Source organism: Krasilnikovia sp. M28-CT-15 (assembly GCF_047159595.1).
Taxonomy (GTDB): Bacteria; Actinomycetota; Actinomycetes; order Mycobacteriales; family Micromonosporaceae; genus Actinoplanes.
In genome coordinates this window covers 7,241,685-7,255,534 of sequence record NZ_BAAGAK010000001.1, presented here as the reverse complement: position 1 = coordinate 7,255,534, position 13,850 = coordinate 7,241,685, and the positions used below count along the sequence as shown (strand labels likewise).

The 13,850-nt window shown below is 72.3% G+C and carries 12 protein-coding genes; 6 read left to right on the top strand and 6 right to left on the bottom strand.

Annotated elements, in window-relative coordinates; genetic code table 11:
- Positions 1 to 11 precede the first annotated feature (11 nt).
- Positions 12 to 464, top strand: coding sequence for a GatB/YqeY domain-containing protein (locus ACMCNO_RS33310; protein ID WP_412753365.1), 453 nt, complete (start codon positions 12 to 14; stop codon positions 462 to 464).
- A 128-nt stretch (positions 465 to 592) separates the two neighbouring features.
- Here ACMCNO_RS33310 and ACMCNO_RS33305 read toward each other — a convergent pair whose 3' ends face one another.
- The 3 genes from ACMCNO_RS33305 to ACMCNO_RS33295 form a co-directional block, all read right to left on the bottom strand.
- A complete protein-coding gene (locus ACMCNO_RS33305; protein WP_412753364.1) occupies positions 593 to 1,063 on the bottom strand; it encodes a hypothetical protein in 471 nt (156 codons plus the stop codon).
- Positions 1,064 to 1,137: 74 nt separating this feature from the next.
- Positions 1,138 to 1,581 carry a hypothetical protein gene (locus ACMCNO_RS33300; RefSeq protein WP_412753363.1) on the bottom strand — a complete coding sequence of 148 codons (444 nt, stop codon included), beginning with the start codon at positions 1,579 to 1,581 and terminating at the stop codon, positions 1,138 to 1,140.
- A 474-nt stretch (positions 1,582 to 2,055) separates the two neighbouring features.
- Positions 2,056 to 4,488, bottom strand: a complete 2,433-nt coding sequence (locus ACMCNO_RS33295; protein WP_412753905.1) for a transglycosylase domain-containing protein — start codon at positions 4,486 to 4,488, stop codon at positions 2,056 to 2,058.
- A gap of 329 nt (positions 4,489 to 4,817) precedes the next feature.
- Between ACMCNO_RS33295 and ACMCNO_RS33290 the strand changes: the two genes are divergently transcribed.
- On the top strand, positions 4,818 to 5,120 hold the full coding sequence (locus ACMCNO_RS33290) for a WhiB family transcriptional regulator (RefSeq protein WP_412753362.1): 303 nt from the start codon (positions 4,818 to 4,820) through the stop codon (positions 5,118 to 5,120).
- A 25-nt stretch (positions 5,121 to 5,145) separates the two neighbouring features.
- On the opposite strand, the gene ACMCNO_RS33285 is transcribed toward ACMCNO_RS33290, so the two are convergent.
- The 3 genes from ACMCNO_RS33285 to ACMCNO_RS33275 form a co-directional block, all read right to left on the bottom strand.
- Positions 5,146 to 6,306 carry an ArsA family ATPase gene (locus ACMCNO_RS33285; protein ID WP_412753361.1) on the bottom strand — a complete coding sequence of 387 codons (1,161 nt, stop codon included), beginning with the start codon at positions 6,304 to 6,306 and terminating at the stop codon, positions 5,146 to 5,148.
- 80 nt (positions 6,307 to 6,386) lie between these two features.
- Positions 6,387 to 7,346, bottom strand: coding sequence for an ArsA-related P-loop ATPase (locus ACMCNO_RS33280; protein ID WP_412753360.1), 960 nt, complete (start codon positions 7,344 to 7,346; stop codon positions 6,387 to 6,389).
- A 51-nt stretch (positions 7,347 to 7,397) separates the two neighbouring features.
- Complete coding sequence (locus tag ACMCNO_RS33275) at positions 7,398 to 8,552, bottom strand: hypothetical protein (RefSeq protein WP_412753359.1); 1,155 nt, start codon at positions 8,550 to 8,552, stop codon at positions 7,398 to 7,400.
- A gap of 119 nt (positions 8,553 to 8,671) precedes the next feature.
- Between ACMCNO_RS33275 and ACMCNO_RS33270 the strand changes: the two genes are divergently transcribed.
- The 4 genes from ACMCNO_RS33270 (at position 8,672) to ACMCNO_RS33255 (ending at position 13,844) form a co-directional block, all read left to right on the top strand.
- Complete coding sequence (locus ACMCNO_RS33270) at positions 8,672 to 8,827, top strand: DUF4177 domain-containing protein (RefSeq protein ID WP_130509553.1); 156 nt, start codon at positions 8,672 to 8,674, stop codon at positions 8,825 to 8,827.
- Positions 8,824 to 9,309 (top strand): RidA family protein, encoded by a 486-nt coding sequence (locus ACMCNO_RS33265; RefSeq protein WP_412753358.1) that lies wholly within the window; start codon positions 8,824 to 8,826, stop codon positions 9,307 to 9,309. The genes ACMCNO_RS33270 and ACMCNO_RS33265 overlap by 4 nt, the downstream gene beginning before the upstream one ends.
- Before the next feature lie 111 nt (positions 9,310 to 9,420).
- Complete coding sequence (locus ACMCNO_RS33260; RefSeq protein WP_412753357.1) at positions 9,421 to 10,209, top strand: MBL fold metallo-hydrolase; 789 nt, start codon at positions 9,421 to 9,423, stop codon at positions 10,207 to 10,209.
- Positions 10,206 to 13,844, top strand: a complete 3,639-nt coding sequence (locus tag ACMCNO_RS33255) for an adenylate/guanylate cyclase domain-containing protein (RefSeq protein WP_412753356.1) — start codon at positions 10,206 to 10,208, stop codon at positions 13,842 to 13,844. Before ACMCNO_RS33260 ends, ACMCNO_RS33255 begins: the two co-directional genes overlap by 4 nt.
- Positions 13,845 to 13,850 lie beyond the last annotated feature (6 nt).

The following is a 13,850-nucleotide window of genomic DNA, read 5'->3' as shown; positions in this document are numbered from 1 at the left end:
TTTGACCCTCCATGGGAACGCTGAAAGACCGCCTGAACGATGACCTGCACGCCGCGATGAAGGGCCGCGACGAGCTGACCACGGCCACGCTGCGGATGGCCCTTGCGGCGGTGCGCACCGCCGAGGTGTCCGGCACCGAGGCCCGTCAGCTCAGCGACGACGAGGTGATCGCGGTGCTGACCAAGGAGGCGAAGAAACGCCGGGAGGCGGCCACCGCGTTCGCCGGGGCCGGGCGGGCCGAGGCGGCCGCGAAGGAGACCGCCGAGGGGGAGATCCTGGATCGGTATCTGCCGACGCAGCTCAGCGACGAGGAGATCGCCGAGCTGGTCGCGGGGGCGCTGCAGGCGGGCGGGTTCACTGGGAAGGCCCAGATGGGCCCGGCCATGAAGGCGGCCCAGGCTGCGGTGGCCGGCCGGGCCGAGGGCGGTCGGGTGGCCGCGGAGGTACGCCGCCAGCTCGGCTGACGAGGCCCGGCGTGGCGACGGCCGGACACCCGAAGGTGCCCGGCCGTCGCCGTCCTCAGGACTGGCTTCCTGCCCAGTACTGCCAGCTCGCCCAGTAACTGCCAGCTCGCCCAGTACTGCCAGCGCGCCTAGTACTGCCAGCTCGAGCAGCTGCTCCAGCTGGACGGGGCGACCCACTTGCCGTTCTTGCGGTCGGCGAAATCCCAGCAGATCTTGTGCCGGTCGTTCTCTCCCGAGCTGTTGCTGGTGTGGGAGGTGTTCCAGGTGCCCTCCGCGCCGACCCCGGAGATCTTGGTGTACGCGGCCTGCTGCGCGTAGCCGTACGGCGACTTGATTTCTCGCACCACGCGGATGGCCAGCGGGATGCCGGTGGGGTCGGGCTGGTAGTCGACGACGATCTGCCCCCAGCGTTCGGTGCAGGAGGAGTTCTGCTTGAGCTTCCAGGCCATGTTGCCGTCGTTGATGTAGTGGGCGTAGACCACGGAACCGCAGGCGGCGGCGGCGGGCGTGGCCGGGACCGCAGCGGTGCTGATACCGGCCGCGACGCCGGCGGCGAGCGCGACGCGGGCGCCCTTCTGAAGAATTGAGGATTTACGCATTGAATCCTTCTTCGCCATCGAGCATCCGGAAACCCCCGTGATGCGTCGTCAAGGACAGGGAATAGCCGAGGTTGTCAGCCGTCCACGCTGGTGTGGTATTTGGTCTGGCACTTAGCGCCCGACCAGTCATCCTTGCCATGGGCCAGGCACACCTTGATCCCGATTTCCTCGCCCGCTCGGACGTTGTTGGCGCCCGCGAAGGGATCCCAGATAACGGCGGCGCCGCTGGAGCCCGCGCCGTTGTATCCCCGGGACCAGAATTCGCCCGTGCGCCAGACGTCCACCGATACGCCGTAGCCGTCGCCGCAGTAGTCATGAATGACGATGTAGTCGTCGTTGTCGCCGCCCCCCGGCGCGCCCGGCCCGTAGTCGACGAAGTCGGCTCCGCCACAACTGTCCGTGGTCCGGACCTTGAAGCTGTCGTCGTGCCCGGCGAACGCCGCGCCCGGAAACATCAGGAGAACCGAACCCGTCACTGCGGTCGCTGCCATGGCTGCGCGCAGCAATTTCCGTGTCATGCAGCTGCCTTTCCTGATTCTTGTCATGTCGGGGTAACGCCCGCCGGTCGAGCGAACCGGATGGCCATCCAAACATTTGCATGAATCTATCACGATGAAAGTGGCGAGGTCAAAGGCGGAAGTGGGGAAAGATCGGCCATTGCCGTCCTGTCGCACGCGAATGCAGCGCAGCCTCAATCGCGGATATGCCGGCCGCGGGCAAGGCGGTGACAAAGGTGCGGCTGCGAATTCGGCATACCGAAGGCACGGTAGAACAGTCATCGTCCGGTGTAAATCGAATTACTGGCGGCACGGAACAGCAGCAGGCCCCGGGATGGCATCATTTGTCCGCAGTTGGTCGACCCCGGCTCAACGGAACGGGGTCCGCAGCGGAGATGCCCGAACGACAGCGGCTCCCGGTGGCGCATCGGTTGACCAACAACCGGTGCCCGCCACCCGGGAGCCGCGTAGTGCTGCCTCGTACCGCAGCTGACGCTAGCGTTTCGGCTTCTTGTTCCCGTTCGGGAAATTGATGATCGGTGGGGTCTGGCCGGGCGGGGTGCCCGCGATCGGCGGCTGCTCGGCCTTGCCGTTGCTGACCATGATCTCCACCGCGCCACCCTTGATCGTCCGGTTGGGCGGGTTGGTGCCGGCGGCCGTGCCGAGCGGGCACTTGGAGTCCACGTCGGCGCCGATCGTGGGACTGAAGCCCGCGTTGTTCAGCCGGTCCCGCGCCTCGCTGAGCGAGTCACACGTCACGTCGGGGATGGACCGCTGGTCGCCGTACGCGATCTTCTCGTTGCCGGGCTTCTTGAACTGCTCCTTCGGCTTGCCGTCCATGTAGTCGGCGACGGTCTCCCAGACGGCCGGATTCACGATGGGGTGCTGCATCCGGTCACGGTGATCGGGCCAGTCGGGATTGACCATGTAGCCCGCGACCACGATCGAGGTGGTGCCGACGATCAGCGCGGCGGTCTTGTCGTGGTCGGTGGTGCCGGTCTTGCCGAACACGGGGTGCCCGACCGCGCCGTGCGCCTGCGGGGCCGTGGCGCCGCCGCAGTGGCCGAGCTGCGCCGAGTCACCGACCGGGCAGCGGGTCGCGTCGAGCGCGGCCCGGGCCACGTCCGGGCTGGTGGCGCGGGTGCAGTGCGGCTTGCCGACGTCGATCTTCTCGCCGTCCTGGGTGCTGATCTGCTGCACCGGGGTCGGCTCGCAGTACATGCCGTCGCCCGCGAGGGTGGCGTACGCGTTGGCCATGTCCAGCGGGGTGGTGTCCGCGACACCGAGGGTGAACGCACCCCATCCGTGTGCCTGGTCCGGGTCGTTGGCCTTGTCGGCGTCCGCCTTCGCCCGGAACTTGAGGCCGAAGCGCTTGGCCACGTCGACGACGTTCTCCGCGCCGACCCGCTCCTCCAGGGGCACGAAGTACGTGTTGACCGACTTACCGAACCCGGTCCACATGTTGTAGACGCCCGCTTCCTTGGAGCTGGCGTTGGAGGGGCACCAGTACGGGGTGCCGGGGCAGGCCGACGAGGCGCCGTACCCGGCCTGGTAGTGGGTCTTGGCGCGTACCTCGGCCTTGATGGTGTAGCCGAGCGGGTAGCCCTTCTCCAGCGCGGCGACCATGGTGAACATCTTCGCTACCGAGCCGGCCTGGTAGCCGATGATGTCGCCACCGCCGGTGAGCAGCGGGTTCGTGGTGTTCGGGTAGCTGCCCCGGATCTTCTTGTCGGCCTTCGCCGGATCCGACGAGTACGGGTTCTGCGGGTTCTTCGGGTCGTCCAGCTTGAACTTACGGTTCGCGGCGAGGGCGCGGACGTAGCCGGTGCCCGGCTCGACCGCGGCCAGCAGCAGCGCGTCCTTGTTCTTGTCGGAGATGTGGTCGAGGATCCGGGCCCGCGCCGCCTTCTGCGCCGTGACGTCCATCGCCAGCTGGATGCGGTAGCCGCCGCTCTTGAGCCGCCGTTCCCGGTCGTACGGGGTGGCGCCGAAGGTCTCCTGGCTGAGCCACCACCGGTAGAAGTAGTCGCAGGGGAAGCCCCAGTAGTTCTTGGTCACGGAGTTGCAGCCGCTGCTGACCCGCTGCACCGTGCGGGCGATCACGACCTTCTTGGCCTCGTCGGCCTGCGCCTGGGTGATGTATTGGAGCTCGACCATGTCGCCGAGGACGTAGTTGCGCCGGTTCAGCGCCTGCGGGTAGCCGCCGGGCGTGGTCGGGTTGAACGCGGTCGGCGCCTTGACCATGCTGGCCAGCAGCGCCGCCTCGGCCACGGTCAGGTCCTTGGGCTTCTTGTTGAAGTAGACCTGGCTGGCGGCGAAGACGCCGTACGCGCCGTTGCCGAACGGGGCGACGTTCAGGTAGCGCTCGAGGATCTGGTCCTTGGTGAGTTCCTTCTCGATCTGCAGCGCGTACTTCATCTCGTTGATCTTGCGCCGGGGGGTGTCCTGGGTGGCGTCGATGACCTCTTTCGGGTTGGTCGCCGAGTACGCCAGGGACATGCGCACGTACTGCATCGTCAGCGTCGAGGCGCCCTGCTTCGACTTGCCGTTGTTGTTGTTCACGAAGGCGCGGGCGACGCCCTTCATGTCGACGCCGTTGTGGTGGTAGAACTCGTGGTCCTCCGCGGCGATGATCGCGTGCTGCATGTTGACCGAGATGTCGCGCAGCGGCACGTCGCTGCGGAACTCGTCATACATGATCGCGACGAGGGTCTTGTTGTCGGACGCGAAGATCCGGCTGACCTGGGGCGCGGTGGCCTGCTTGAGCTCGCTGGGCAGTTGCGAGAACGTCTCGCCACCCGCCTTGGCGGCCAAGCCGGTCATGGCGACCGCGGGAAAGGCGGCCGCGGCGACGACGACACCGGCGAGCAGGCCGCAGATCAGCAGCGAGGTCGCATTGGCAAAGATGTTGTGATCGCGTCGGCGCATCCAGGAGGTCACGCCAGCAGGGTACGCGACGTGTGCCCGTGTCTGCCTGCCGGAAAGCCACGGTTCGCCCACCGTGATTGTGCCGTCTCTGCGGGTGAATGCGCAGCACCTTGCGGGCTTTGCACCGTGACTGCACCGCGACTGCACCCAGCGCCGATGGGCGAGATGCCCGGAACTCCCGAGCTATACGTTTTTGAGGGACAACATTGCGTAATCGTCCGACTACGGAGCATGATGGTCCGGCGAACTGTCGCACGACGTCTGCGCGGCCTGGGGGGACGTGAGCCCGCCGGACGTCAGGGGGTATAGGCAAGGGGGGACGTGTACACATGGGGATGATCAGCGACTGGCCCAGCATGGCGGCGTGTCAGAGTGGCGACCCTGACGCGCTTTTCGTGCAGGGCGCCGAGCAGAACGTGGCCAAGAGGATCTGCCGCAGCTGCCCGGTCCGCTACGAATGCCTTGCCGACGCGCTGGACAACCGGATCGAATTCGGCGTCTGGGGAGGCATGACCGAGCGGGAGCGCCGCGCGCTGCTGCGCCGCCACCCCTACGTGGCGAGCTGGCGGAAGATGTTCGAGGCCGCGCTGAAGGAGAAGAGCGCCGACAAGGTGCTCGTTTCGGCACGCTGATTCCACCGGTCCACGCCCGGACCCGTCACGCGGTGAGGGCGGTGCCGATCGTCCGCAGTCCGTCGACGTCGTGCACGTCGGCGGGCTGCGCAGGCACCGGCACTGCCGGTACCGCGGGGAACGCGCCCGTGAACTCGGCCGCGACCTGCACCTCGCGCCTGATCTGGCGCAGCAACCGCGCGTGCACCCGCAGCGCGTCCGCGGTGACCGGCTGGCCCCCGGCGGCGTCCAGCGCCGCCGCGGCAGCCTCCGCCGCGTCCACCGACACCGTGCTCAGCTCGGCCCGGTGGGTGCGGTTGAGCACCAGACCCGCCAGCGGCATCCGCTCCGCGACCAGCCGCTCAGCGAAATACGCGGCCTCCCGGACCGCATCCCGCTCCGGCGCCGCCACCAGCAGGAACGCGGTCTGCGGATCCTGCAGGATGCGGTACGTCTCGTCCGCCCGGTGCCGGAAGCCGCCGAACATCGAATCCAGCGCCGCCACGAAGCCCGACAGGTCGGTCAGCAGCTGGGCGCCGAGCACCTTCTGCACCGCCCGGGTGAACAGCCCGAACGACGCGGTCATCAGCGAGAACACGCTCCGGCCGGAGCGCGCCGGGGCCAGCAGCAGCCGCAGCATCCGCCCGTCGAGAAACCGGGACAGCCGGGCCGGGGCGTCCAGGAAGTCCAGCGCCGACCGCGACGGCGGGGTGTCCACCACGATCAGGTCCCACTCGTCGCGGGCCCGCAGCTGGCCCAGCTTCTCCATCGCCATGTACTCCTGCGTGCCGGAGAACGTCGAGCTCATGGCCTGGTAGAACGGGTTCGCGAAGATCTCCGCCGCCCGCTGCGGGGTGGTGTGCGCCTGCACGACCTCGTCGAACGTGCGCTTCATGTCGAGCATCATGGCGTGCAGCTCGCCGCCGGAGGCGTCCGTGTCGATGCCCTTGACCTGCCGCGGCGTGTTGTCCAGCTCGGTGAGCCCCATGGACTGCGCCAGGCGCCGGGCCGGGTCGATGGTCAGCACGACCGTCCGGCGGCCGTGCCGCTCGGCGGCCCGCAACCCCAGCGCAGCCGCCGTTGTGGTCTTGCCCACCCCGCCGGAGCCGCAGCACACCACGATCCGGATGGCCGGGTCGGCCAGCAGGCCGTCCACATCCAGCCGGGGCACGTCCAGGCGTGGGGCGGTCAGATCAGCGGCGGCCACCCCTCGAGCGTACTGAGTCGTAGCTCCCGGCGCCCTGCGCGGCGCTGCGTGCTGTGGCGGGTCGAACACCGAACGCCCGGTCAGCCGGCCAGCAGGCGCTCGGCCAGCTCGTCCAGGGCCGCCCGGTCCACCCCCTGCTCCAGCAGCGGAAGTTCCACCATGGGGCGGCCCGCCTCGATCAGCTCGGCACGCAGGGACTCCTCCAGCTCCCGGCGGGTCAGGTGCGCCCGCGCCTCGGCGTGCAGGCCGTTCACGGTCGCCGCATCAGCCGGGAGCCCGGCCGCCGTCAGCCCGCGCCGCAACTCGGCCTTGGTGACCTTGCCGCCGGTCAGCAGCGGAGGCCGGGCGCCGTTGACGATGATCCGGCCCACCGGGATGTGCAGGGTGGCCAGCTCGGCGATCGCGTCGAGGCTCTCCTGCACCGGCATCTCCTCCAGCAGGGTGACGACGTGCACCGAGGTCATCGCGGAGCGGAGCAGCGACGCCACACCCTCGCTCTGGCTCTTGATCGGCCCCATCTTGGCCAGCCGGGCGGTCTCCGCGGTCACGTTCAGGAACCGGCCGATCCGGCCCGTCGGCGGCGCATCGAGCACCACCGCGTCGTACGCCCGGCGCCCGTCCACCGAACGGGTGGTGGCCTCCTTCACCTTCCCGGTGAGCAGCACATCCCGCAGGCCCGGGGCGATCGTGGTGGCGAAGTCGATCGCGCCCACCTTGCGCAGCGCCCGGCCCGCGGCGCCCAGCCGGTAGAACATGTCGAGGTACTCCAGCAGCGCCTCCTCGGCGTCCACCGCCAGCGCCCGGACCTCCCCGCCACCGGCCACGGTCGCGATGCACCGCTCCTCGTACGGCAGTGGGTCGGTGCCGAACAGCTGCGCGATGCCCTGCCGGCCCTCCACCTCCACCAGCAGGGTGCGCCGCCCGCCCGAGGCCAGCGCCAGCGCCAGCGCGGCCGCCACGCTCGTCTTGCCCGCGCCGCCCTTGCCCGTCACCACATGCAGCCGCGCCGGCCAGCGGCCGGTCCGCTCGATCCCACCCACTACTTCACAGTAGGTCAGACCTTCCCGCGGAGGTCAGGTGCTGTGCGCCGGTCAGCCGCGCACGTCACACACCAGCCAGCCGCCCTTGTGCACCACGGTGAAGGTGAGACCCTGCTGGGCCGTCTTCTCGTCCGCGGTCGCCATGGTCAGCTGCACCGACACGGTCGCCAGGTCGTCGCTGCGCGTGCCGACCGCGGGTTCGGTCCAGCTGAAGGTCGGGGAGGCGTACTCGGACGAATAGCCCTTGATCTGCTCGACCCGCGCGGCCAGCCGTTTGGCGTTGCGCGCCTCCCGGCAGATCAGGCCGTCGGCCGCCGTGGCGTCCTGGTCGGTGTAGACCGCGGTCAGGAAACGGTCGACCGCGGTCGCCGGATCCGGCGAGCCCTTGCCGCGGTCGGCGTTGCGCAGCAGCAGATACGCCGAGAGCGCGCCGCCACCGCAGAACAGCAGCGTCGCCAGCGCCGCGGACACCCACAGGCCGGTGCGCCGGTTGCGCGGCGGGGCGCCGACGCCGATCGGCTCCGTCAGCTGCTCCGGCGACCCGGCGGTCGGCTGCTCCTGAAGCCCGGCCGGGAGACCGCCGGTCGGCTGCTCCTGAGGTCCGGCCGGGAGCCCGGCGGTCGGGCCGGTCGGCTGCTGCCAGGCGGCCGTCTGCTGCCGGGACACCGGCTCGAACTGCTCGGTGACGTCCGCGTCGGGCCGCGGCGGCAGGACGCTCGTCGGCTCGTCGCCCTCCGCGACCGGGGCGCCCGCGATGGGTTCGGTGGGTGAGCCCGGGTGGCCGGGCTCATCGGGGTAAGCGCCACGCGGTGGCCATTCCCGCTCGCCGCGCGGGGGGAGCGCGTCGATGAAGTCGGCGCCGCCGGCCGGATGGGCCGGTGGCGGTTGCGCCCCGGCCGTCGTCGCGTCGTGCCCGCCGGCGGACCGCCCGTGCCATGCCGTGTCCGCCTCGCCGGGGAACGCCTCGGCCTCGGCGATCGAGACCCGGCGGCCCGCGACCGGCCACCCTGGCGGCGGAACCGGCGTCGTCTCGGCCAGCACCGTGGTGGTGTCGTCGGCCGCGTGCGGGGGCTCCGGCGGCGGGACCGGCTCGGGCGGCGGGATGGGCTGCGGCGGCTCCGGGTCGGGCACCGGCAGCGGGCCGGGCTGGGGATGACCCGGATGGGCGCCCTCAGCTGGGGAGTCGTCCCGGGGCTCCTGCGTCATGGTGTCCCCTGCCGTGCTGGATGTGAGCTGTCGCTCAGCCTAACCAAAATGCCCGGGCGGCGAGCCCTAAGCTGACGCCGTGGCCGCGTCGCGGCCGACGATGAGGGAGCTGGCAGGCAATGCAGAAGTGGGAGTACGTGACCGTGCCGCTGCTGGTCCACGCGACCAAGCAGATCCTCGACAACTGGGGCGAGGACGGCTGGGAGCTGGTGCAGGTCGTCCCGGGGCCGAATCCGGAACAGCTGATCGCGTACATGAAGCGGGTGAAGTCGTGACCACACCGGTGAGCGGGGAGGGGGGCGTGGACGCGTACGCCCGGCTGACCGAGCTGGGGCTGACCCTGCCGGAGGTGGTCCCGCCGCTGGCCTCGTACGTGCCGGCGGTGCAGTCCGGCAACTACGTGTACGTCTCCGGCCAGCTGCCGATCGTCGAGGGCAAGCTGCAGGCGGTGGGCAAGGTCGGCGCCGAGGTCACCCCGGAGCAGGGCTCCGAGCTGGCGCGGATCTGCGCGCTGAACGCTCTGGCCGCGATCGACGCCCTGGTCGGCCTGGGCCGGCTCGTGAAGATCGTCAAGCTGAACGGGTTCGTGGCGTCCGCGCCCGGGTTCACCGGCCAGCCCGCGGTGGTCAACGGGGCCTCCGAGCTGTTCGGCACGGTGCTCGGCGAGATCGGGCGGCACGCCCGCAGCGCCGTCGGCGTGGCGGAACTGCCGCTGGGTGCCCCGGTCGAGGTCGACGTGATCGCCGAGATCGCCTGAACCTGTCGTGAGCTGCCGCTCCGGCCGCTGGTGGACCGTTCCACCGGCGGCCCGGGCGGGGCCTGGTTCGGGGCTCGGCCCGGTCGGCGCGGGCGACGTACGATGCCCTGCATGCGGGGTGTCGCGCCGGTCGACCGGTTGCCGGACGGGGTGACGCTGGTCCGTGCCCCCAACCCGGGGCCGATGACCCTCGACGGGACGAACACCTGGGTGCTGCGGCCGCCCGGCGCGGCGGGCGCCGTGGTCGTGGATCCGGGGCCGGACGACCCCGGGCATCTTCGGGCGATCGCCGACCACGGACCGGTGAGCGCCATCCTCATCACGCACGGCCACCACGACCATGTCGAGGGTGCCGCCCGGCTGTCGGAGCTGCTCGGCGGGGTTCCGGTGCGCGCCGCCGACCCGGCGCACTGCGTGGGGGCGCCGCCGCTGACCGCCGGGGTGCTGGTGCTGGCGGGCCTGGAGATCGAGGTGCTGCCCGCGCCCGGGCACACCCGGGACTCGGTCTGCTTCCGTACGGGTGACGCGGTGTTCTCGGGCGACACCATCCTCGGGCGGGGCACCACGGTCGTCGCGTACCCCGATGGTGACCTGGGTTCGTACCTCGACAGCCTGACGATGCTGAGCGCGTACCCGAGCCCGCTGTTGCCCGGGCACGGCCCGGCGCTGGCCGACTGCGCCGCCGCCGCGCGGGCCTATCTGGCGCACCGCCGCGACCGGCTCGCCCAGGTCGAGGCGGCGATGGCCGCCGGGGCGCGGACCCCGGGCGACATCGTCGACGCGGTCTATCCCGAGATCGACCCGGCCATCCGGTTCGCGGCCGAGGCGTCCGCCCGCGCCCAACTCGACTACCTGAGACGGGAATCACCGCGGCTGCCGGAACAGTTGGACCCGCTGTGACCTGTCCGGTCTGTGGAACCGTCCCCGTGCCGGGCGGCCGCTTCTGCCACAACTGCGGTGCCGCGCTGCCCGCGGCGGCCACCCTGCCCGCCGCCGAGCGGCGCATCGTCACCGTGCTCTTCGGCGACCTGTCCGACTTCACCTCCTGGTCGGAGGACCTCGACCCGGAACGGGTCGGCGCGGTCACCGACCGGGTGCTGGCCGCGCTCGCGGGCGCGGTGAAGACGTTCGGCGGGCACGTCGACAAGCTCACCGGTGACGGGATCATGGCGGTGTTCGGGGCGCCGGTCGCGCACGAGGACGACGCCGAACGGGCGGTCCGGGCCGCGCTGAGCATGCAGCGCGCGGTGCGCCGGGTGCTCGACGACGAGCGGGGCGGCGGCGCGCCGCTCGGGCTGCGCGTCGGGCTGAACACCGGCGAGGTGGTCGCGGGCATCCAGGCCGCGCTGGAGTACACCGTCATCGGCGACACGGTCAACACCGCGGCGCGGCTGGCCGACGCCGCCGCGGTCGGCGCGGTGTACGCGGGCAGCCGCACCACCCTCGGCACCCGGCACGTGGCGTCGTGGCGCCAGCTGCGGCCGCTGCGGCTCAAGGGCAAGCGGGAGCCGGTGCCGACGTACGAGCTGCTGGGGTTGCACGACGCGCCGGGCACCCGTTCCGGGCTGGGCGACGAGGCGCCGTTCGTGGGACGCGAGACCGAGCTGGGCCGGGTGGCCGGGCGCCTGGGCGAGGCCATCGACTCCGGCACCCCGCGGGTGCTGGTGATGACCGCGGAGGCCGGGATCGGCAAGACCCGCTTCGCGTCCGAGGTGAAGCGGCTGGCCACCGGATTCGACGCCGGGGCGGGCCGGTTCGCGGGGCACACCGGGGCTCGGGTGCTGCGGGTGCGCTGCCGCGCGTTCGGGGAACGGCGGCGGTTCGCGCCGCTGGCCGACCTGGTCCGCAAGTCCGTCGGGCTGCCCCGCGACGTGGCCGTCACGATGAACCGGCCGGTGGTCGAGGAGCGGCTGCGCAAGCTGGTACACCGGCTGGGCCGCGACGGCGAGCTCCCCGACATCGACGTCGACCGGCTGCTGGCCCTGCTCGGGTACGGCGAGCCACCGGCCGCCCCGGTCGGCCCCGCGGGGGTCACCCAGTGGCAGCCCACCGGTGGGCCGCCCGACACGGAGGCGATGCCCCGGGCGGTCGCCGACCTGCTCACCGCGCTGGCCCGGGAGGCCCCGCTGGTGGTGATCGTGGACGACCTGCACGACGCCACCGCGGAGACCGTCGACGCGCTCGGCAGCACCCTGTCCCGGTTGGACGGCCCCGTGGTGGTGCTGCTGCTCGGCCGCCCCGAGCTGGTGCGCACGGCCGGGGCGCTGACCCGGCTGGCCGACGCCGAGGTGCACACCCTGCCGCCGCTGCGCGGGGCGGACGCCGCCCGGCTGCTCGTCGCTTACCTGGCCGGGGGGCGGCTGTCGCAGCCGGACGTGGACCGGCTGCTGGCCACCGCCCAGGGCAACCCGTTCTACCTGGCCGAGCTGGTCACCCTGCTGCTCGAGCGGGGGGCGCTGATCCCGGCCGTCGGTGACCCGTCCGGCCGGTGGCAGCTGGCGGCCGGGTCGCTGGACAGCAAGCTGCTCTCCCGCGACCTCGCGGCGGTGTTGGCGGCCCGTATCGACGCGCTGCCGGCGGAGCCGCGCTCGGTGCTGCGGGACGCGGCCGTGGTCGGGGACCGGGTGCCGACCGGGGTGATCGAGGCGTTGCGGGAGCGGCGTACGGCCGGGACCCGGCCGGGGGCGGTGGCCACGGTCGAGCTGGACCGGGCGGTGGACGAGCTGCTGCAACGCCGGATGCTGCACCGGGTGCGGGGCGGCTTCGCGTTCACCACGCCGCTGATGCGCGAGGCCGCGTACAACGGGATCGGCAAGGCGGATCTCGCGGAGCGGCACGCGTACCTGGCCCGGTGGGCGGCGCCGGAGACGGTCACCGAGCTGGGGTACGACGCGGCAGGCCGGCTGAGCCTGACCGAGCAGGACCGCGACGCGTTCGTCGCCACGCACGCCGAATGCGCGATGGGGCTGGCCGACGAGGTGCGGCTGCGTCCGGACGCCGCGGTGCGCCAGGTCGCCGCGCTCGGGGTGGCCGCGCTGGGACGGCTGGCCCGGCGGGCGCTGGCCAACATCGAACCGGCCGCCGCCATCGAGTACGCGGAACGCGCGGTCGCGTTGGCCCCGGACGGCCTGCCGCTGGCCGACCAGCTCGTGCACGCCCGGGCGCTGCTGCGGCTGGGGCGCGCGGAGGAGGCGCTGGTCTTCGGCGAGAAGATCGCCACGGGCGCCGACGACGACCCGGCGTCGCGGGCCGAGGCGTTACTGGTGGTCGGGCGCGCGCACGAGGCGCTGGGCGACATGCCGCGGGCGGTGGCCTCCTGGCAGGAGGCGCTCGACGTGGCGACCGAGGCGCAGCTGGCCCCGGAACGGGCGAACGCGATGCGCCGCCTGGGCATGGCGGACTTCCTGGCCGGGCGGCTGAGCCAGGCCAGCAGCCGGTTCGCGGCCGCGTACCAGGTGACGCTGGCGGCGGGGGACCGGCACGGGCAGGCGTGGGCGTTGCAGAACCTGGCCTGGGTGACCACGACCCGCGGCGACTTCGCGGGTACGGACGCGGTGCTGGGTCGCGCGGCGCGGCTGTTCGCCGAGCTGGGGGACGCGACCGGGCGGGCGTGGCTGCGCGGCACCACGGCGTTCGCCCGGCTGCTGGCGGGGCGGCTGCACGAGTCGCGGCGGCTGGCCCGGGTGTTCCTGCCGTTCGGGGACCGGGTGGGCGAGGGCTGGGCGGTCGGCACGCTGCGGGCGGTCGAGGCGTACGCGTCGGTCGAGCTGGGCGAGCTGGCCGAGGCCGACCGGGAGGCGCGCCGGGCGTACCGGGACTTCGCGGCGATGTCGGACGACTGGGGGCGCGGGCTGGCGCTGGTGGTGCGCGGCGCGATCGCCCGTGGCCTGGGCGAGCCGGAGCACGCCGTGGACCTGCTCACGGACGCTCTCGGGTACGCCCACCGGACCGGGCACCCGCTGCTGCTGGGCATGGCGCTGACGTTGCGCGGGTTCGTGGCCCTCCAGCGTGGGGACGTGGCCAGCGCGGAGGCGGACGCGCACCGGGTGATGGCCGCGGTGGAGCCGCACAATCCGCTGGCGCCCGCGCAGGTGGGGCCGCGGGTGCTGCTGGCCGAGGCGCGGCTGCGCAGCGGGGACGCGGCCACCGCGGTGGGCCTGCTGGCGCCGATCGCCAGCGACATGAGCAAGCCGTCGCTGTTGTTCTCCCGGCGGATGGCCCTGTCCTCGTACGCGTCCGCGCTGCTTGCTCAGGGCCGGGTGTCGGAGGCGCTGACCTGGGTGGAGCGGGCCATCGAGGTCCCGGCGGAGGACGTGCGCAGCAAGGTGGTCGCCGCGATGGTGGCGGCCCGGGTGCTGGCGGCGGCCGACCGGATCGAGGAGGCGAAGCAGGCGTCGGAGGAGGCGGTCCGGCTGGCGTACTCGACGGAGCAGGTGAGCGAGCGGGCCAAGGCGGAGGCGCTGCGGGACACGATCGGGCTGTCCATCGTGGACCCGCCGGAGTCTGTCGCGTACGCGTCTGACGTGCCCGGATGATCCTGG